This is a genomic window from Rahnella sp. PAMC25559, from assembly GCF_050632365.1.
Classification (GTDB): Bacteria; Pseudomonadota; Gammaproteobacteria; order Enterobacterales; family Enterobacteriaceae; genus Rahnella; species Rahnella rivi.
Map to the genome: position 1 here is coordinate 2672496 of NZ_CP192543.1, position 19081 is coordinate 2691576.

General features: G+C 52.4%; 20 protein-coding genes. 9 read left to right on the forward strand and 11 right to left on the reverse strand.

All coding sequences use genetic code 11. The annotated features are described in order from the left end of the window. Nucleotides 1-2: 2 nt before the first annotated feature. The 3 genes from rnt to ACQZQY_RS13715 all read right to left on the reverse strand — a co-directional run bounded on the left by rnt (nucleotide 3) and on the right by ACQZQY_RS13715 (nucleotide 2479). A complete protein-coding gene (rnt, locus tag ACQZQY_RS13705; protein ID WP_072158074.1) occupies nucleotides 3-719 on the reverse strand; it encodes a ribonuclease T in 717 nt (238 codons plus the stop codon). 102 nt (nucleotides 720-821) lie between these two features. Continuing rightward, nucleotides 822-1229 (reverse strand): lactoylglutathione lyase, encoded by a 408-nt coding sequence (gloA, locus tag ACQZQY_RS13710; RefSeq protein ID WP_056773609.1) that lies wholly within the window; start codon nucleotides 1227-1229, stop codon nucleotides 822-824. Between the two features lie 158 nt (nucleotides 1230-1387). Then, the gene (locus tag ACQZQY_RS13715; protein WP_056773611.1) at nucleotides 1388-2479 is read right to left on the reverse strand and encodes an alkene reductase; all 1092 of its coding nucleotides are present in this window, start codon (nucleotides 2477-2479) and stop codon (nucleotides 1388-1390) included. Between the two features lie 411 nt (nucleotides 2480-2890). Between ACQZQY_RS13715 and ACQZQY_RS13720 the strand changes: the two genes are divergently transcribed. Further along, nucleotides 2891-3130: a DUF1289 domain-containing protein gene (locus ACQZQY_RS13720; protein WP_056773615.1), complete on the forward strand. Its 240-nt coding sequence runs from the start codon at nucleotides 2891-2893 to the stop codon at nucleotides 3128-3130. Between the two features lie 117 nt (nucleotides 3131-3247). Further along, nucleotides 3248-4144, forward strand: a complete 897-nt coding sequence (locus ACQZQY_RS13725) for an aldo/keto reductase (protein WP_431295799.1) — start codon at nucleotides 3248-3250, stop codon at nucleotides 4142-4144. Between the two features lie 18 nt (nucleotides 4145-4162). Here ACQZQY_RS13725 and ACQZQY_RS13730 read toward each other — a convergent pair whose 3' ends face one another. The 3 genes from ACQZQY_RS13730 to ACQZQY_RS13740 are packed head-to-tail and all read right to left on the reverse strand — an operon-like array spanning nucleotide 4163 to nucleotide 7308. Then, complete coding sequence (locus tag ACQZQY_RS13730) at nucleotides 4163-6214, reverse strand: FUSC family protein (RefSeq protein ID WP_136375072.1); 2052 nt, start codon at nucleotides 6212-6214, stop codon at nucleotides 4163-4165. A gap of 9 nt (nucleotides 6215-6223) precedes the next feature. Then, complete coding sequence (locus ACQZQY_RS13735; RefSeq protein WP_056773621.1) at nucleotides 6224-7081, reverse strand: efflux RND transporter periplasmic adaptor subunit; 858 nt, start codon at nucleotides 7079-7081, stop codon at nucleotides 6224-6226. Nucleotides 7082-7083: 2 nt separating this feature from the next. Then, nucleotides 7084-7308, reverse strand: a complete 225-nt coding sequence (locus ACQZQY_RS13740) for a DUF1656 domain-containing protein (protein WP_056773732.1) — start codon at nucleotides 7306-7308, stop codon at nucleotides 7084-7086. Between the two features lie 194 nt (nucleotides 7309-7502). Here ACQZQY_RS13740 and slyA point away from each other — a divergent pair, with 194 nt between their 5' ends. After that, nucleotides 7503-7937 carry a transcriptional regulator SlyA gene (gene slyA / locus ACQZQY_RS13745; RefSeq protein ID WP_056773626.1) on the forward strand — a complete coding sequence of 145 codons (435 nt, stop codon included), beginning with the start codon at nucleotides 7503-7505 and terminating at the stop codon, nucleotides 7935-7937. A 127-nt stretch (nucleotides 7938-8064) separates the two neighbouring features. On the opposite strand, the gene ACQZQY_RS13750 is transcribed toward slyA, so the two are convergent. Next, on the reverse strand, nucleotides 8065-8535 hold the full coding sequence (locus ACQZQY_RS13750) for a glycine zipper 2TM domain-containing protein (RefSeq protein ID WP_056773629.1): 471 nt from the start codon (nucleotides 8533-8535) through the stop codon (nucleotides 8065-8067). A 395-nt stretch (nucleotides 8536-8930) separates the two neighbouring features. On the opposite strand from ACQZQY_RS13750, the gene anmK reads away from it, so the two are divergent. From anmK to pdxY, 5 genes are all read left to right on the forward strand, one after another. Next, nucleotides 8931-10049, forward strand: coding sequence for an anhydro-N-acetylmuramic acid kinase (gene anmK / locus ACQZQY_RS13755; RefSeq protein WP_431297191.1), 1119 nt, complete (start codon nucleotides 8931-8933; stop codon nucleotides 10047-10049). A gap of 85 nt (nucleotides 10050-10134) precedes the next feature. Then, nucleotides 10135-10446, forward strand: coding sequence for an MliC family protein (locus tag ACQZQY_RS13760; protein WP_122095581.1), 312 nt, complete (start codon nucleotides 10135-10137; stop codon nucleotides 10444-10446). Between the two features lie 104 nt (nucleotides 10447-10550). After that, complete coding sequence (pdxH, locus tag ACQZQY_RS13765) at nucleotides 10551-11216, forward strand: pyridoxamine 5'-phosphate oxidase (RefSeq protein WP_056773638.1); 666 nt, start codon at nucleotides 10551-10553, stop codon at nucleotides 11214-11216. A gap of 149 nt (nucleotides 11217-11365) precedes the next feature. After that, nucleotides 11366-12640 (forward strand): tyrosine--tRNA ligase, encoded by a 1275-nt coding sequence (tyrS, locus tag ACQZQY_RS13770; RefSeq protein WP_056773644.1) that lies wholly within the window; start codon nucleotides 11366-11368, stop codon nucleotides 12638-12640. Nucleotides 12641-12743: 103 nt separating this feature from the next. Beyond that, nucleotides 12744-13604 carry a pyridoxal kinase PdxY gene (gene pdxY, locus ACQZQY_RS13775; protein ID WP_056773648.1) on the forward strand — a complete coding sequence of 287 codons (861 nt, stop codon included), beginning with the start codon at nucleotides 12744-12746 and terminating at the stop codon, nucleotides 13602-13604. A 103-nt stretch (nucleotides 13605-13707) separates the two neighbouring features. On the opposite strand, the gene gstA is transcribed toward pdxY, so the two are convergent. The 4 genes from gstA to ACQZQY_RS13795 all read right to left on the reverse strand — a co-directional run bounded on the left by gstA (nucleotide 13708) and on the right by ACQZQY_RS13795 (nucleotide 17803). After that, a complete protein-coding gene (gstA, locus tag ACQZQY_RS13780) occupies nucleotides 13708-14313 on the reverse strand; it encodes a glutathione transferase GstA (RefSeq protein WP_390975143.1) in 606 nt (201 codons plus the stop codon). Nucleotides 14314-14500: 187 nt separating this feature from the next. Continuing rightward, the gene (dapA, locus tag ACQZQY_RS13785; RefSeq protein WP_431295800.1) at nucleotides 14501-15367 is read right to left on the reverse strand and encodes a 4-hydroxy-tetrahydrodipicolinate synthase; all 867 of its coding nucleotides are present in this window, start codon (nucleotides 15365-15367) and stop codon (nucleotides 14501-14503) included. A 122-nt stretch (nucleotides 15368-15489) separates the two neighbouring features. Then, complete coding sequence (locus ACQZQY_RS13790) at nucleotides 15490-17163, reverse strand: putative bifunctional diguanylate cyclase/phosphodiesterase (protein WP_431295801.1); 1674 nt, start codon at nucleotides 17161-17163, stop codon at nucleotides 15490-15492. Between the two features lie 370 nt (nucleotides 17164-17533). Then, nucleotides 17534-17803: a hypothetical protein gene (locus ACQZQY_RS13795; RefSeq protein ID WP_056773662.1), complete on the reverse strand. Its 270-nt coding sequence runs from the start codon at nucleotides 17801-17803 to the stop codon at nucleotides 17534-17536. 171 nt (nucleotides 17804-17974) lie between these two features. Here ACQZQY_RS13795 and ACQZQY_RS13800 point away from each other — a divergent pair, with 171 nt between their 5' ends. Further along, a complete protein-coding gene (locus ACQZQY_RS13800) occupies nucleotides 17975-19006 on the forward strand; it encodes an AraC family transcriptional regulator (RefSeq protein ID WP_056773665.1) in 1032 nt (343 codons plus the stop codon). Nucleotides 19007-19081 lie beyond the last annotated feature (75 nt).

Below are 19081 nucleotides of genomic sequence, written 5' to 3' on the forward strand. Positions count from 1 at the left end.
GCTTACTGCTGATGTTCTTCTGATGCGGTTTCGTCTTCCTGCTCTTCGGCGCTGATGGCCAGCGGCCAGCCGCCCAGGCGCTTCCAGCGGTTTACCAGCTCGCAGAACAGTTCAGCCGTGCGCTCTGTGTCATACAAGGCGGAGTGCGCCTGGCTGCTGTCAAAGACCATCCCCGCGCTGATACAGGCTTTTGCCAACACCGTCTGCCCGAGAACAAGCCCGCTCAGCGCTGCGGTATCAAAGGTCGCGAACGGATGGAACGGGTTACGTTTCAGCCCGGCGCGTTCGGCGGCGGCCATCAGGAAGCTATGATCAAAATTGGCGTTGTGCGCCACGATGATCGCGCGGTTGCAGTTCTGCTCTTTCATCCCTTTACGGATGACTTTGAAAATCTCATGCAGGGCGTCATATTCGCTGACCGCACCCCGCAACGGATTTGTCGGGTCGATACCGTTAAACGCCAGCGCCTCTGGCACCAGAATGGAACCTTCGAAAGGCTCGACGTGGAAATGGACCGTCTCGTCGCTTTCCAGCCAGCCGTCTTCATCCATTTTTAGCGTGATGGCGGCAATTTCCAGCAGCGCATCAGTTTTGGCATTGAATCCGGCAGTTTCAACATCGATCACTACCGGATAAAAACCACGAAAACGGCCTCTCAGGGCGTTAATGTCACTATTCTCGGCCATTAGTTTCTTATCTTTATCGAATTCAGCGCACATTATGGCAAATTTTGCCGCGAGTTGCAGGCGTGTGGCGAATATTCGACATTTCAGTGGGCAAAAAAAAGGGCGCTTTCGCGCCCTGAGACTGCACGCAACGGATCAGTTGCCCAGACCCTGGCCTGCGTGTTTGGATTCGATCAGCTCGATTTTGTAGCCGTCCGGATCTTCAACAAAAGCGATAATGGTGGAGCCGCCTTTGACCGGGCCCGCTTCACGGGTGACTTTGCCACCTGCGTTACGGATGTCGTCGCAGGTTTGCGCCACGTTATCCACGCCTAACGCGATGTGCCCATAGGCAGTGCCCATGTCATAGCTGTCAACGCCCCAGTTGTAGGTTAACTCAATGACTGCGCCTTCGCTTTCATCCGTGTAGCCAACAAAAGCCAGCGAATATTTGTATTCCGTATTTTCACTGGTACGCAGCAGGCGCATGCCTAAAACGTCGGTGTAGAAGCTGATAGCGCGTTGTAAATCGCCAACGCGAAGCATGGTATGGAGTAAACGCATAGGTTCCTCTTTATTTGCAGGATGAGAATAATCAGTTTCAGCCTAACCGATAGTGGGGGTTTTGTCTGTAAAACCCCGAACGGCTGCTGGATCTCTGACCAAAAAAACGGCGGCCGGAGGGCATCGGTCGCCGAAAAGTGGAGATAACTTTTATAACATTACAGGGTCGGGTAATCGGTATAACCCTGAGCGTCGCCGCCGTAGAAGGTTTCTGGTTTTGGCTCGTTAAGCGGTGCATGAGATTTCAGGCGCTCAACCAGATCCGGGTTAGCGATGTAGCTGCGGCCAAAGGCTACGGCATCGATGTAACCTTTTTCGATCAGTTCTTCGCCTTTCTCTGCCGTGTAAGCGCCGGCACCGACAATCACGCCCTGATAATGCGCGCGGATCACCTCACGGAACTCAGTGGTGTAAGGCTTACCACCGGCCCAGTCAGGCTCAGAAATATGCAGATAAGCCAGTTTACGTTTGTTCAGTTCATCCAGCAGATAGATGGCTGCCTGCACCTGATCTTCACCGTTGTCCAGGCCGTTAAACGGTCCCAGTGGTGAAATACGGATACCCACACGTTCTGCGCCGAGCTCTTCAATCGCAGCATCCACCACTTCCAGCGTCAGGCGTGTGCGGTTTTCAATGTTGCCACCGTACTGGTCTTCACGCAGGTTAGACGCCGGAGACATAAACTGGTGCAACAGATAACCGTGCGCCGCATGCAGTTCGATGTAATCGAAACCGGCTTCTGCAGAGCAGGCCGCTGCGTGACGGAAATCATTGATGATGCCCGGAATCTCACTCAGTTCTAACGCACGCGGAGTAGGGCAGTCGACGCGGATCGCGTTGCCTTGCTCATCACGCAGGCTGGTACGGGTGTTGGGGTTGACAGCAGAAGGCGCAACCGGTGTCTGATTGTCCGGCTGCACACTGTTGTGTGAGATACGCCCGGTGTGCCACAGCTGAACGGCGATATGTCCTTTTTTATCATGAACGCCTGCAACGATTTTCTTCCACGCAGCGACCTGCTCAGGCGTGTGCAAACCGGGTGCGCCCGCATAGCCTTTCGCCTGGAAAGAAACCTGCGTCGCTTCAGTGATGATCAGGCCAGAGGTGTGGCGCTGGGCGTAGTATTCGCCCATCAGCGGCGTCGGGATATCACCCGGTTCAATGCTGCGCAGACGGGTCAGTGGAGCCATAAATACTCGATTCGGTAAGGTATTTTTACCGACAACAATCGGGGAGAAAAGCTTGGTCATGTCAAAAACTCCAACGTTAATGGACTGATCGGTAAGACGTTAAGGGGTCTCACTCACGTCAAACGATCTTAAATAATGGTGTCTTTTTTATCCCATCTTCCTTGCCGGTGACTACGCGCACGGTGCTTTTTCGCGAAATATCTCTCATTGACGGGTGTGCATGGCGGGTTCAGGAACAGAAAAAGAATAAAAAAGAGCCGGCGGGTGCCGGCTGAGGTGAGGGCAAATTTCTGTTTTCTTGATGAGGGCAGGCGAAACAGTCTGACCATTTCCGACAGGTGAAATGGCTGAACGGACGGTAGCAGATCAGTGTTGCAGTAATTTGAAGAATGAAATGCATGACGTGATTCACCTTGCGGGATGGCGGGAAAACGTCTTGAATAAAAGTTCAGCACTATTTGCGGAGGGCCTGTGGCTCAGCAGCTCGAGTTTTTTGACATCCCCAGCCCGTGCCGTGGCATCTGCCAGGCCGACGAACGGGGCTATTGCCGTGGTTGCCTGCGCAGCCGCGATGAACGCTTTGGCTGGATAAAAATGACCGACACCGAAAAACGCCATGTGCTGCGTTTATGTCAGCAGCGGTTGTTGCGTCAGCAGCGCGCCGGAAAAACACCCGATGAACCTCAGCCGGAGCAGCCGGAGCTGTTTTAATCATCAAAGCGGGCGTCTCAGCTTCACATCCTTTTGTTTCTGCCTGTCAGCATCAATACAGCGCGATGGCCGTTGTGTATTCTGTTGGTCGAAAATATCAAAAATAAGGAGATGATCATGGATCCACGTACCCCTTTATCGCCACAAGGCCCGGTTTTTTCAACGCTGATTTGCGGTTACTGGCGTCTGATGGAATGGGAGATGACAGCGCAGCAGATTCAGACGTTTATGCAACAGCATATCGAACTGGGCATTACCACCGTCGATCATGCTGACATTTACGGAGGCTATCAGTGTGAAGCGGCATTTGGTGAGGCTCTGCGCTTAAAACCGGCGCTGCGTGAGCAAATGGAGCTGGTCAGTAAATGCGGTATTGCCACCACTGCCGATCCTGACAATAAAATCGGGCACTACATTACCGATGCGCAGTACATTATTGCACGCGCGGAAAAATCCCTGACCAATCTGCACACTGATTATCTGGATCTGCTGTTGATCCACCGTCCGGATCCGCTGATGGATGCCGACGAAGTGGCAGAAGCGTTCACGCAACTGCACAAAAGCGGCAAAGTAAAACACTTCGGCGTTTCTAACTTCACGCCAGCACAGTTCAGCCTGTTACAGTCACGCCTGCCGTTTTCGCTGGTCACCAATCAGGTTGAAATCTCTCCGATCCACCAGCCTGCGATCCTCGACGGAACGCTGGATCAGTGCCAGCAATTACGCATTAAACCGATGGCCTGGTCATGTCTGGGAGGCGGACGTTTGTTCAGTGAAGCCGGGTTCCAGCCGCTGCGCGATGAGCTGCAAAACGTGGCGAATGAAACCGGCGCCGACAATATCGAACAGGTGGTGTATGCCTGGATCATGCGTCTGCCGTCGCAGCCGTTGCCGATTATCGGTTCCGGAAAAATTGAACGCGTGCAGTCTGCGTATAAAGCGTTGTCTCTGGAGATGACCCGCCAGCAGTGGTTCCGTATCCGCAAAGCGGCGCTGGGTTACGACGTTCCGTAACCCTTTGCGGGTGAATGGTCAGGCAGGTTTTGTGGTGATTAACGCAGGATCCGCCGGGCCATCTTCCGTCGAAATCGCCTGTTGAAGTTGTGACAGCGAGCAGTACAACCGCCAGATTACCCCCGCCAGTTCACGCGCCGCAGGTTCAGGATGATGTGCCAGCGAATTGCTCATGCGCAATAATTCCGCAAGTGTCGCATCCAGATTTTCATGACTGACACCGCGCTCGGTCATCACACCCTTCAGACAATGGATACAGACGTCGCGCACCGCTGACAGCGGATCAGAGCGGGTTTCCCATTCGCGTAACTGCCAGACGATGTGACTGCAGTTGAGCAGCACCACGCCCCAGCGCAGCAGCCATGTGCGGGAAATCTGATCTTTACTCTGACTCAGCTGGTTCATCCGGTGATAAATCAGTGATTCAAACTGGAAATGGCTCAGGGAGGGTTTGCGGCTAAGTTGATCCATGAAATCCCGGCGCAACGCCCGTATTATGCGACGGCTTTTGCGCTTATCAGAGCTTGGCCGCAAAACCTGAAACGCAATGCCGGCTAACATTACGCCCGCGATTTTTGCCACGCCGTCGTTCATGAACGCACCATAGTCATAATCCGGCGGGTTAGTCACCGCAAGAAACGAGCCCATAAATACGATCATCTGCCCCCACAATCCGGCATAGCGTTTATATTGCAGTTTCATCATTTGCATGGTGACCAGCATTGGCAGGAAAAAGGCGCAGAACACCCAGAAGTTATCGATCTGAATCATCAGCCCGAACTTAAGCACAAAGCAGCCGATAAACAGTAACCCCAGGGATTTGATCAGCAATGTCACGCTGCCGATGGGAGACGCGGTGGAGGAGTAGAGCACACAGCTCACCGCTGTCAGCGCCACGGCACCGGCGCCGGAATCCCATTGCGTAGTCATCCAGAACGCGCAACCGATCACAATGCACAGGAACGTTCGCAGGCCGTTATAAGCGGCTTCAACGGTATCCGTATGCTGCGCCAGATGGGTGATTTTTGGCGGCTGAAGGGTTTCGGCTTCGGCCACATTGGCGTTCTCCACGCGGCGTAACCAACGTTCGCTGCGCACGTACAGCCAGCAGAAATCACGCAAGCGCGTCCAGAAGGCCTGATGGCGAAAATCGGCGGTGTCCTGAGGCTTTATCAGCAAAAGGATCTGCGAAAGCCGGTATTTGTCTGTGTCGGGTTTACGCAGTTCATCGAGCAAAATACTCAGGACTTGAGCAAGATTTTCAGGCGGCTGCGGCCAGTTCAGTAACATGCGGCGCAGGCTGGAAATAAAACTGGTCATGCGCAGTTGCTGGTGCAGCAAATAATTAAGCACATTGTTTTGACGACGTAGCCGGTAATGGCTCCAGACCGCCTGAATACGTAACAGATTCAGCGTCAGGATCTGACCGATCAGCCCCTCGTGAGAACTTCGGATTTGGTCATTGATCTCTGCGTTCCATAACAGTTGCGCATGTTCCAGTAACTGGGTGTGCATTTTGCGCAGAGAGGTGAGCAGGGCATCGCCGTCCGACGTGCTGGGCAGCACCATCATCATGAAACCACCGCATAAAATACCGGTGATCACTTCACCCACTCGCGCCTGAGCAATGTCAAAAATTTGGGTAGGATCCGTGACGTCGACGGTTGAAAACGCAATGATTGCCGCCGTGTAACCGGCCAGCGCGAAAGCGTATGAGACGTTATTTTGATAATGGTTGGAGACGTAAGTACACAGGCCAAGCCAGGTGGCGATGGCCAGCGTGAAAAGCCAGGGTTCATTGAGACAATGACCGGCGATAAAGACGGCCCCCATCGCACCGAGCAGGCTGCCAATAATACGGCCGATACTTTTACTGATCACGCCGCCCACGGTGGGAAAGCTGACTACCGCTGCGGAAGTTAACGCCCAGTAGGGTTCATCCATCTGAAATTCAAAGGCGATATACAGCGCCAGTATCATGGCGATGGAGTTGCGCAGGGCGTACCGCCATTGGCCGCCGGTGGCTTTTCCCCACGGGGTATTCTTCCATTCCAGCCAGGAGAAATTCACGGCATGGCCTTAATTAAGGATTGAAATCGTGCAGGTGGTGCCTGCAACCAGAATGGTGTTTGCGGGGACCGTGTCGAGCTTAATGCGCACGGGCACACGCTGCGCCAGACGCACCCAGGGTACGTTGGGTTTGACGTTCATCAGCAGGTCGTCAGAGGCGTCCAGGCTCTGGTCATAAATCGCCCGCCCAATACTTTCCACATGGCCTTTAAGAGGAATATTACCGTTAAATAAAGTGATGTCCGCCAGATCGCCTTCACGGATATTTTTCAGTTTGGTTTCTTCGAAATAACCTAGCACATAGAAAGAATGAATATCCACCAGGCCGACCAGAGGTGTGCCGGTGGTGGCATAATTGCCTTTGCGGGTTTGCAGATTGGTTATATAACCGTCAGTGGGTGCGACAATATTGGTTTTACTCAAATTCCATTTGGCCTGTTCTAATGAGGACTGCGCCCCCTGATAAGCCGCCTGCATGGCTTTCGCGCTAATATTGGACTCATCCAGTGACTCGGCAGAAATAACGTTGGTGCCCAGACCACGACGGCGCGCGGCTTCATGATTGGCTTTGGCTAAATCCGCTGCCGCTTTCGCCAGCGCCGCTTCGGCATTATCGACGGCAATTTTAAAGGGGACCGGATCCAGGCTGAACAGCGGATCGCCACTTTTAACAAACTGATTATCATGCACATTAATGTCAATGATCCGGCCTGAGACTTCCGGTGTGATATCAACAATTTCAGCCCGCACCTTTCCATCCCGCGTCCACGGGGATTGCATGTAGTAATTCCACATCCACCATCCGGCACATATTGCGACCGCGAAAACCAGCACAGTTGAGAAATATTTAAGGGTTTTGAATTTCATTTTCAGAGGTTCACCATAAGCAACAGTGCGGCGCAAATACAGATCACAAACAGGGATAAATCCATCAGCGTCGGATGCCAGACTTCGCCGGAATAAATCCAGTCACGTACCACCCGATGAATCAAAAGCCAAAAAACCAGTCCCAGTAAAAATGCTTTAAACATCGGGGGGAAATAAAGTGAGGCACCGACGACCAAATCGGGGAGCGGGAAGCCTGCGTGAAACATTTGCGCATTCACAATATTAATCTCTGCCGGTGATTGTGTTATAAACGAGTTTACCTTTGGAAGCATTGTGGCCGCTTCCGGATGCAACAGTACCTACCATTATATATAGAATTGTAATTTCTCGATTAAAGTTCCTAAAACTAAGCTAAACTCTGGGGAGTTATCTTAGCATGCTAATTATAAGGAGGGGATAATTGGAATCGAATCTGGGGTCAGATCTAGCACGATTAGTTCGTGCCTGGCGTGCGTTGATTGACGATCGGCTAAAGCCGTTAGAACTCACGCAAACGCATTGGGTAACATTGCACAATATCAATATGTTACCTCCGGAACAGTCACAAATTCAGCTGGCGAAAGCCATCGGTATCGAGCAGCCTTCTCTGGTCCGCACGCTGGATCAGCTCGAAGAAAAAAAGTTGATCACCCGGCAGACCTGCGCCAGCGATCGCCGCGCCAAACGCATCAAACTCACCGAAGAATCTGCGCCGATCATCCATGAAATGGAGACGGTGATTGACTCAACGCGCAAAGAAATTTTGTCCGGTATGTCTGCTGCTGAAATTGAACAACTGGGTGGGATGTTGTCTCGCCTGGAAAAAAATATTGCTGCATTGCAAAGTAAATCATAAATCACTTTTGTTCTGTTCGCGTCACACAGCGTTGCTTTGACTCTTTCTTTAAGGGTTGCCCATAAAAAAACCGAAGCCTTTGGCTTCGGTTTTTTGGTTTCAGGCTGTCTTACAGACTGAGAAACTATCAGGCACCCGGAGAAACCGTGATAGTGCTGCCACTGCTGGCCATGCTGACACGTTGTCCGACGCTGAATTTAGTCGCACCGGCTTTCTGAACAACCTGAATCGTTGACCCGTCATCACGACGGATTTGCAGCTCTACACCGTTAGAACGGTTGAGGGTGCTTTGAACGCCCTGACCCGCCACGCCACCGGCCACTGCGCCCGCAGCGGTTGCCAGACTACGACCGGTACCACCACCGACGGTATTACCCAGGAAGCCCCCTAACACGGCACCGCCCAGCGCGCCGATAATGTTGGAATCATCGCCACCCTGAATCTGTACTGCACGGGTAGAAACGATGGTGCCGTAGGTGACCTGCTGGATTTGTTTGGCCTGCGAAGAGGAGTAAACGTCGCCAGACAGAGAATTATCGCTGACGCAGCCAGCAAGGGAAACGCCGGCAAGTGCGACGACCAGTAAACGCTTAATCATAAATAGCTCCTTTATATGCTGCTGCACATCTTTCAGGGTAGAGACAACAACAGAGAAAAACCGATACACAGTTCAACATCACTGTCGAGGCTGTCATATACCATATTCACTTAACTGTCTTCGAGTATACCGAAGTTCGCCTCAACTAATAATAAACGCAGGTTTAAGTTTAAGACAGCTTTGTGTTAAATCAAAAACACCGGCAGTTAACATAGTTAAATGTTGATTTTTACATTGTGGATATTTCTGAAAGAGGAAAACGTGAGATGAAAAACACGGAGTCATCACAAGGCGTAATAAAAATTCAGTAATTCATGGTGTTGTCATCGCAATTCTGCCTACTCTGTGTCAAACCCTGTCGGGCACTTTTTAGTGAGGAGTGAAGGATGTTATCTATAAAGTCGGGTCGCTATATCGGCGTGATGTCCGGCACCAGTCTGGATGGCGTGGATGTGGTGCTGGCGGCCATTGATGAACGCATGGTGGCGCAGCAGGCAAGTTATTCGCATCCCATCCCCATCGCGCTGAAAAATGCCGTGCTGGGAATGTGTCAGGGACAGCAGGTGACACTGCAACAGGTCGGTGAGCTGGACACGCAGCTGGGTATTCTCTTCGGGGAAGCGGTGTTGGGCTTACTGAAAAGCGCAGGAATTTCACCCGAGGAAGTCACGGCGATTGGTTGCCACGGCCAGACGGTCTGGCATCAGCCAAAAGGTGACACCACATTTTCCATGCAACTGGGTGATAACAACCGCATTGCGGCCATGACCGGTATCACGACCGTCGGGGATTTCCGCCGCCGTGATATGGCGTGGGGCGGGCAGGGCGCACCGCTGGTGCCTGCGTTCCATCAGGCATTGCTGGCCGATACGGCCGAACGGAGAATGATCCTTAATATCGGCGGCATCGCCAACCTTTCAATGCTTCTGCCCGGACAACCGGTCCGTGGTTATGATACCGGCCCCGGCAACATGCTGATGGATGCCTGGATCTTGCGCCACAAGCAGCAGCCTTACGACAAAAACGCGGAATGGGCGACTCAGGGGCGGGTGAATTTACGGCTGCTGCAGCAGATGCTTTCTGACGCCTATTTTGCCGAGCCAGCGCCGAAAAGCACCGGACGCGAATACTTCAACATGGCGTGGCTGGAGAAACAGCTGGCGCGCGGCCACGAAATCTCTCCGGTCGATGTGCAGGCCACGCTGACCGAACTGACGGCAGTCAGTATTGCCGAACAGGTTCAGCTGACCGGCGGCTGCGATCGTCTGATGGTGTGTGGCGGTGGTGCCCGAAATCCGTTGCTGATGGCACGGCTCTCCGCCATGTTGCCAGGCACCGAAGTGTGTACCACGGATGCCTTTGGCATCAGCGGCGATGACATGGAAGCGCTGGCGTTTGCCTGGCTGGCGTTCCGCACATTATCCGGCCAGTCGGGTAATCTGCCCTCCGTGACCGGCGCCAGCCGCGAAACCGTGCTCGGTGCGATATATCCGGTGGTTTCCCCCCGATCCTGATGCGTTCTCGGTTTTATCTCAATGTGCCGCGCCAGCGGGCGTGGTACATAACTGAGAGAGACTAAAAACAATCAGGGAGCACAAAATGAAAAAGGCGATTTTCGCTGCTTTAGCAGGATTAACGCTGGCCGGATGTAGCCAGTTTCAACATCAGGCTGAGAGCCCGACGCAGGAGTTACATTATCAGTGCGGCACCTTGCCGCTGACCGTCACACTCGATAAACCGGCGCAGCAGGTGAGCATGGTGCTCGACGGCGAGCAACTGAAACTGAAACAGGTGGAATCCGCCTCCGGCACTAAATACAGCGACAGCCGTTACACCTTCTGGTCGAAAGGCAATCAGGCCTTCGTACAGCGTGGTGATAACGTCATCATTGATGACTGCGTGCAGAAATAACCCCCCCCTTAGCCTTTCCCAACCCGCCGCGTCAGGAACATTGAGATCCTGACGCGGCGGGTGCACAATGCCATTACCTTTTGTTGAGATGCAATTGAACCCATATGGCTGATAATAATGAATTTGATGTTGCTGACTCGCGCCGGGAATATACGCGCGGCGGGCTGCGTCGCGCCGATCTGACTGCTGAGCCGCTGCCTTTGTTTGAGCACTGGCTGAAACAAGCGTGTGACGCGAAACTGGCGGATCCGACAGCAATGGTCGTGGCAACGGTCGATGAACAGGGTCAGCCTTACCAGCGGATCGTGTTACTCAAGCATTACGATGAAAAAGGGCTGGTGTTCTACACCAATCTGGGCAGCCGCAAAGCACAACAGCTGGCGAACAACTCCCGCATCAGTCTGCTGTTCCCGTGGCATATGCTTGACCGTCAGGTGATTGTGCTCGGTCAGGCTGAACGCCTTTCCACGCTCGAGGTGATGAAGTATTTCACCAGCCGCCCGAAAGACAGCCAGATCGGCGCGTGGGTTTCACAGCAGTCCAGCCGGATTTCGGCGCGCGGCGTGCTGGAAAGTAAATTCCTCGAACTGAAACAGAAGTTCAGCAAAGGCGAAGTCCCGTTGCCGAGTTTCTGGGGTGGTTTTCGCGTGAAAGTGGATTCGATGGAGTTCTGGCAGGGCGGCGAACACCGTCTGCACGATCGGTTCATTTATCAGCGTGACACCGCCGAAAGCCAAACTGGCTGGAAAATAGACCGCCTCGCCCCTTAACCACGAAAAAACACGCGATTCCCTAGCGCTCGGGCGACGAGCGCTTTATTCTATGGCGTTCCCCTTAATGGTGAGAGAAAAGGCACATGCGCGGCATGATGCCGGACATGAATCTGCACAGGTTCAGTACTTAATAAATGGAGTCTTTGATGGCGAGCAGCAACCTGATTAAACAATTGCAAGAGCGGGGCCTCGTTGCCCAGGTGACGGATGAAGAAGCGTTAGCAGAGCGACTGGCGCAAGGGCCAATTGCACTCTATTGCGGTTTCGATCCTACCGCAGACAGCTTGCATTTGGGGCATCTGGTGCCATTGCTTTGCCTGAAGCGTTTCCAGCTCAACGGGCATAAGCCTGTTGCACTGGTGGGCGGCGCGACCGGCCTTATCGGCGACCCAAGCTTCAAAGCCACCGAACGTAAGCTGAATACCAACGAAACCGTAAACGAATGGGTTGAGAAAATCCGTCATCAGGTTTCCCCGTTCCTGGATTTCAACTGCGGTGAAAACAGCGCCATTACGGCAAACAACTACGACTGGTTTGGCGGCATGAACGTGCTGACTTTCCTGCGTGACATCGGTAAGCATTTCTCTGTTAACCAGATGATCAACAAAGAAGCGGTGAAACAGCGTCTGAACCGCGATGACAGCGGCATCTCCTTCACCGAATTCTCTTACAACCTGTTGCAGGGTTACGATTTCTCTTCACTGTACGACCTGCACAAGGTGGAACTGCAAATTGGCGGCTCCGATCAGTGGGGCAACATTACGTCAGGTATCGATCTGACGCGTCGTCTGCATCAGAAACAAGTGTTCGGCCTGACAGTTCCGTTAATCACCAAATCTGACGGTACCAAATTCGGTAAAACCGAGGGCGGCGCAGTCTGGCTGGATCCGAAGAAAACCAGCCCGTACAAATTCTACCAGTTCTGGATCAACACCGCCGATGCAGACGTTTATCGCTTCCTGAAGTTCTTCACTTTCATGAGCATTGAAGAGATTAATGCGCTGGAAGAAGAAGATAAAAACAGCGGCAAAGCACCGCGCGCGCAATACGTGCTGGCGGAAGAAGTCACCGGCATGGTGCATGGCGCCGAAGGTCTGGCTGCAGCCAAACGTATCACCCAGAGCCTGTTCTCAGGTTCCCTGAGCGAAATGACCGAAGTCGATTTCGGCCAGCTGGCTCAGGATGGCCTCGAGCTGTTTGAAGTGCCACGTGATACCGATCTGCAACAGGCGCTGGTGATTGCCGGTATGGCCCCGTCAAAAGGCCAGGCGCGTACCATGATTTCCTCAAACGCAGTTTCCATTAACGGTGAAAAACAGACTGACACTGAATACAACTTTACTGACAGTGACCGCCTGTTTGGTCGTTATACCTTGCTGCGTCGCGGTAAAAAGAACTACACCCTGCTGCTCTGGGCGTAAGCGTTACGACCGGCATCACGAGGGGCGTTACAGCCCCTCGTTTTTGTCCTGTGAACTCAGTAATACCGCCATCTCCCGATGACGTTGCTATCGGAAATTCCTCATGAAAAGCATTCTTTCTATCCAGTCACACACCGTTTTTGGTCACGCCGGTAACAGCGCGGCAGAATTTCCTATGCGCCGCATGGGGGCAAATGTCTGGCCTCTTAATACCGTTCAGTTTTCTAACCATACGCAATACGGGCACTGGACCGGTTGTGTGATGCCTGCAACGCACCTGACAGACATCGCTCAGGGCATTGCGGAAATCGATCGTCTGAAAGATTGTGATGCGGTACTGAGCGGGTACATCGGTTCGCCTGAGCAGGGCCAGAGCATTCTGGAGATTGTCCGCCTGGTGAAAGCAGCGAATCCTGATGCCTGGTATTTCTGCGACCCGGTCATGGGGCATCCTGAAAAAGGCTGTATCGTGGCGCCGGGTGTGGCGGAGTTCCATTGTAATCAGGCGCTGGTTAACTGCGATATCATCGCGCCAAACCTGCTGGAGCTGGAATTACTCGGCGGCCATGCGGTGGCGAGTGTTGAAGAAGCCGTTGCGACAGCGCGTGAGCTTATCGCCAAAGGCCCTAAAATTGTGCTGGTGAAGCACCTGAGCCGCGCGGGGTATCACAGTGACCGCTTTGAAATGTTGCTGGTTACCGCAAACGAAGCCTGGCATATCGACCGCCCGCTGGTCGATTTCGGCGTACGTCAGCCGGTCGGCGTCGGTGACCTGACCAGCGGATTATTGCTGGTAAATCTGCTGAAGGGTGAAGCGCTGGATAAAGCGCTGGAGCACGTTACCGCAGCGGTTTACGAAGTGATGCTGGCGACCCACGCGATGGGCGAGTACGAACTGCAAATCGTGGCGGCGCAGGACAACATGGTCAAACCTGAACATCATTTCCCGGCCGTTAAGCTGTAATTATCTCTTTAGTTTGTGCCAGTAAAAACGCCCCGTGCTGATTCAGCCGGGGCGTTTTATTTTTGCCGTCTGTAACCGCGACAAAATTCACATCACAAAAAACTTATTTCAGACCTTCGGCGGTCAGCGCAGCATCAACGGCCGGTCGTGCTGCCACTCTGTCGAGATAGGCGTTCAGCTCGGTCAGTGCGCTCAGGTCGAATTTCAGTGCTTTTGCCCAGCCCATGACGGTAAACAGGTAGGCATCGGCCACGCTGAAACGTGCACCCAGCAGGAAATGATTGTTTTTCAGCGACTCATTCACGTAAGCAAATTTCTTACTCAGCGCTTCACGGGTGACTGCTTTGAAGTCTTCCGGCGTTTTCGGATTGAACAGCGGAGAGAAACCTTTGTGCAACTCGGTCGCAATGTAGTTCAGCCATTCCAGTGCATGATAACGGGCCAGCGTACCCTGTTCCGGCATCAGCTGGCGGTCTGGCTTCTGGTCAGCAAGGTACTGCACGATCGCCACGCCTTCGGTCAGGATGGTGCCATCATTAAGCAACAGCGTTGGGATCTGTCCTTTCGGGTTCACCGCCAGAAAATCATCGCCGGTTTCCGTTTTCTTGGTTGCCAGATCGACCTTTTCGATACTGAAGTCCAGATCGGCTTCGCGAAGAATAATGTGCGGGGAAAGGGAACAGGCGCCGGACTTATAATACAGTTTCATAGTTACTCCATCTGATGAGGACTCAGGCCAACCCTGGCAATGCTGTGGTGCATGGGCAGCGACAGGGCATAGACACGCTGCTTCTATCCTAGAACCGGCGGGAGTAAAAGTCAGTGTTTAAATTGCGCCTGCCGTGCTTATGTCGCCTTTATGGCGAACATTGACGCGGTTCGCCAGGAGTCAGCAATTAACGCGCGTGCTGATTCAGATAATGGCGTACGGCCTGTTCAACAGATTCGGGCGCAGGCAGCATGGGGGAACGTAATTCGTTCGCCATCAGCCCGTCCAGCGACAGAGCAAACTTTATCGCAGCCGGATTGGGTGCGGAGAACATCAGGCGAATCATGGGCAACAGGCCAAAGAAAGTTTTGCGCGCGGCGACGATATCCTGAGTTTTAAACTCCCGGATAAGCCGGACAAACTCCTCCGGGAAAATATGCGAAGAGGCTGCAATAGCCCCGGCACCGCCGAGACTGAGCGTCGAGAAAATCTGCACATCTTCACCACACAACACATCCAGCTCACCGTCAGCAATCAGCGACAGCGTCAGATCAATGCTGCCGCCGCAATCTTTGATGGCGGTGATCCGCGGATGTTTCGCCAGCTGTCGCAGCGTGTCGATCTCCATCTGCACACCGGTGCGATAAGGAATGTTATAGATCATCACCGGCACCGTGGCCTGATCGGCGATTTCAGTAAACCACGCCACCAGCGCGGGCTGAGACGGGCGGATGTAATAAGGCGCAGGCACTAAGAGCCCGGCGACCGGACGCTGTGAAATCGCATTCTGCATATCGCGGATAACCGGCATGTGCGTGCCGGACAACCCCATGATCACCTGATGTCCGGGGACGATTTCCAGCACGGCATCCAACACCTGCAGCTGTTCTTCTTTGGTGAGCATCGGCGCTTCACCGGTTGTTCCACAGACGACAACGCCATCCACGCCCCGTTTGAGCAGCCGGGTGCACAATGATTTCAGTGCGGTAAAGTCGACCTCACCCTGATGGAAAGGTGTGACCAGTGGGACCCAGATACCTGAAAACGATGACATGATGTATTCCTTAAACGGCGTTATTTATCAGCCACGGATCATGTCAGTAAAACAGGGGCTAGTGCCAATTGAATGAATTAATAAGGTGTTTTGAGTTATCTATGGCGCTTATGAGAGCCGCCTCAGGAGCTGGCTAAAATATCCATTTCGGCGCCCAGGAGGTTTCGTAACACCTCAACCGAAACAGGACGGGAGAATAAATACCCCTGAAGATGTGAACAACCTGCTGAAACTAAAAAGGATTTCTGCAACTGATTTTCAACGCCTTCGGCGATAACGTTGAGATGCATTTTATTACCCAGCTGGGAGACGGCGGTCACGATGGCGGCAGTATCGTTCACTTCTGTGACGTACTGCACAAACGAACGGTCAATTTTCACGCTGTCTACCGAAATATCTTTCAGCAAACTCAGACTTGAATAACCTGTACCAAAATCATCCAGAGAAATTTTGACCCCAAGCTTACGCAGTTCCATCAGATGGCTGAGGCTGGTGGCGTTCGCATTCATCACCGACGTTTCGGTCAGTTCGAGTTCAAGCCGCGAGGGCGGAAAATCCTCTTCCTTGAGCAAGGCCAAAAGCCGCGCGCCGAAGTCGGGTTCACCGAGCTGTACAGCAGAGACGTTAATGGCCAGATTGAGCTTGTCCAGCGACTTGATGTCGCGACATGCCTGGCGAAGAACGATGTCACCGAGCTGAATCACCAGGCCTGTCTCTTCGGCCAGCGCGATAAATTGCACCGGGGAGACGGCCCCCAGCACGCCGTGGTTCCATCTGGCCAGTGCTTCCACGCACACCACTTTCTCATCAAGGCTGCGCAAAATCGGCTGATAAACGCAGGACAGATCCCCTTCTCGTGAGAGGGATTCTGCCAGCGCTTTCACCATAATGCGTTTGCTGACCGTGCTGGCATCAAGTAATTCGGAATAATAGGAAAAGACATTTTTACCCCGTTGTTTGGCTTCCAGCAGCGCGGTATTTCCACGGCGCATGATCTCACCGGCGGTAATATTCTCGGCGCCAAACATGACTATTCCAAACGACAGGGTGATCAAAGGATTGGCCCGCGTCAGAGCAAATGGCTGGCGCATCATGACCAATATTTCCAGCGCCAGATTTTGCGTCATTTCATTTGTCGGGCTGTCGCGCAGAATAATAGAAAATTCATCCCCCCCGATACGTGAAACAATGCCGGTTGTTCCGACTTCATTGCGCAAACGCTGACCGAATTCACATAAAATAGCGTCGCCTGCCTGATAACCGTAGGTATCGTTGATGTAATTAAAGTCATTCAGGTTAAGCAGAAAAAGGGCGTAAGTTTCCGGACGATACATTCTCTGCGCGGCGATCTGGCTGAGTTCTTCATTTAACGCCGTGCGGTTGGGCAGTCCGGTTAATACATCGTGACGGGCCAGATAGCGGATCTGCGCTTCGGAGTTTCGCAGCAAAGAAATATCCATGATCGACGTCAGAATATATTGCCGCTCTTCAAGCGTGACGCGGGATTTACGCACCAGAACATTTCGTCGTTTGCCCGCCGGGTCTATAAGCGTTTCTTCATGTACGGTTTTTTCACCGGTTGCCAGCACGTCGATATCACGTTCGCGCTGGCGCGCAGCCTGCTCCGGGTCGGTAAAAAAGGACACGTCTTCACCGATCAACTCTTCCCTGGGGCGACCATAAAATTCGCTCGCTTTTTGATTAAGAAAGACCAGTTTGCGTGAATCATCTTTTAATACCGTGGCTTCGGGAAGGGCATCAAGAACCGCCTGGCATATCGCAATATCAGTAAGCATGAGTTAACTACCCCGAGCAGAAAATGTAAGTGATGTGGCCCCGTAGGTCAGGCAATAAGCTCATCAGGTTTTTGCAATTATTACTCACAATTGGATGAGAATATTATGGTTGTTTTTAAATTTTAAAATTCAATTGGTTATCATGTGCTAAGTAAAGTATTCGACATTTTATTCGGGTGAATAACGTTCAACTGCCGTCAGCGCGTTTTTTTCAGGACGAAAACGGGATTTCCCCTGCACGCAATCGTGCTGAGCGCTGAATAAAATACAAATTAGGATTTTCTTTATCAGGAGAAGGCATATTCACCCGTAAGGCAGGAATGATGACGGTAAAGAAAGCAGACGACCGACGTTAAACTTCGGCTGTTAACTACAGATGTTTCTTCGTACCGAATTTTTTGTCCCACTCACGCCGGTATCCGCGAGACTGTTTACGGCCTTTTAACCACAGTACCGTACAAACGATGCATACCCCCGCCGAGAAGACAATATTACGCATATCCTGATCGTAAAAAATGACCAGCACGCAGTCGAGCGCTGCCACAATCGCAAACCATTTATGCATATGAGACTGACGCCGGGTTTCGGCATTCATGCGTTTTAACTGACGTCCTTCATCCAGGACTTTACGTTTTTCCATCGGCTGTTCCTGGTGAGTCGTTTGAGTTAGGGGAGGCGGGGAGTGACAAAGCGTCTGTTAAGAATAACAAATTGGCGATCTCTTTTCCTCCCCGTTATTTTTGTACAGAGATTGATCTCCCGGTATCGCGTAGAGTATCTTTTAGGAATTATCTTAATTTCCGGTGCGAAAATGAGCGATTCGTCTTCACGAAAGATTGTTGATGGTGCCAACATTTATCAGGATTTCGAAACCCGTTTTTATGAATGGGAAGACGGAATGTCGAGTGCGGGTTTCAAACTGGAACTGCCCGATAAGAACCGGGAAGAGTTTGACTGGGGCGTTACCGGTTATAACTTTGGCCGCGTGATTGGCGGCGTTCTGACGGTCAGTGAGCACGATATTAACCGCCAGTACGGAAACCTGTTCTCCATGCCCGATCATATCGTGATTTTTATTGTGATTATCGGCGGTATGGATTGCCTGTGCTTCGGTGAACGTTTTCAACTGGCACAGGGCGATATCCTGATTCAGGATATGTCGCAGCCGATACAAATCCACGTGTATCCGGGAGACGTCAAACCGCGTCTGGGCACTTATCAGTACATCATTATGCCCAAACACAGCCTGCATTTTAATGTCGATATTGCCTCACTGCACGGTAAGAGGGTGCCGGCTTCATCTCCGGTGAACATTATTTTGCGCAACCATTTTGCCACCATGGTGCAGGTATTTGACCAGATGACCGAGCAGGAAGTGCTGAGCACGGGTGAAGGTGCTGCCTCGGTGTTTCTGCAAACCTTGCATCTTATTGCCGGGAAAAAGGTGGAGCATCCCTTTGAACAAAGCGCACGCCTCGAGCGTATTTGTCTGCATATTGAAAAACACCTGAGCAAGCCGATCGGCATTGATGCCTTGTGCAAACACTTTGCTATTTCCCGTTCGGGGCTATACCGGTTATTCGAACCCCTCGGCGGCATCGCTCAGTTTATTCGCAGCCGGCGGGTGTTGCTGGCGAAGCGTTTGTTACGCACTTCGTCGATGTCTGATCAGAGTCTGGCGGCCATTGCCCGCCAGTGCGGACTGGAGCTCAGCGTGCTTCGCCGTTACTTCAATGAGTTCTACGGCGCAACGCCGTCAGAGATGCGCGAACGATTCCGCCGCGATGCGGAGCAGTCTGGCCATCCGGGGGCTACGCACGTCAATTGGGTGAGCTCCCTTTAAAGAATTGATTTAACAACTAATGTTTAAAGGTTGTTAATAAATGAGTTTTTTTATGTTCTGTCACTATTCTGATTT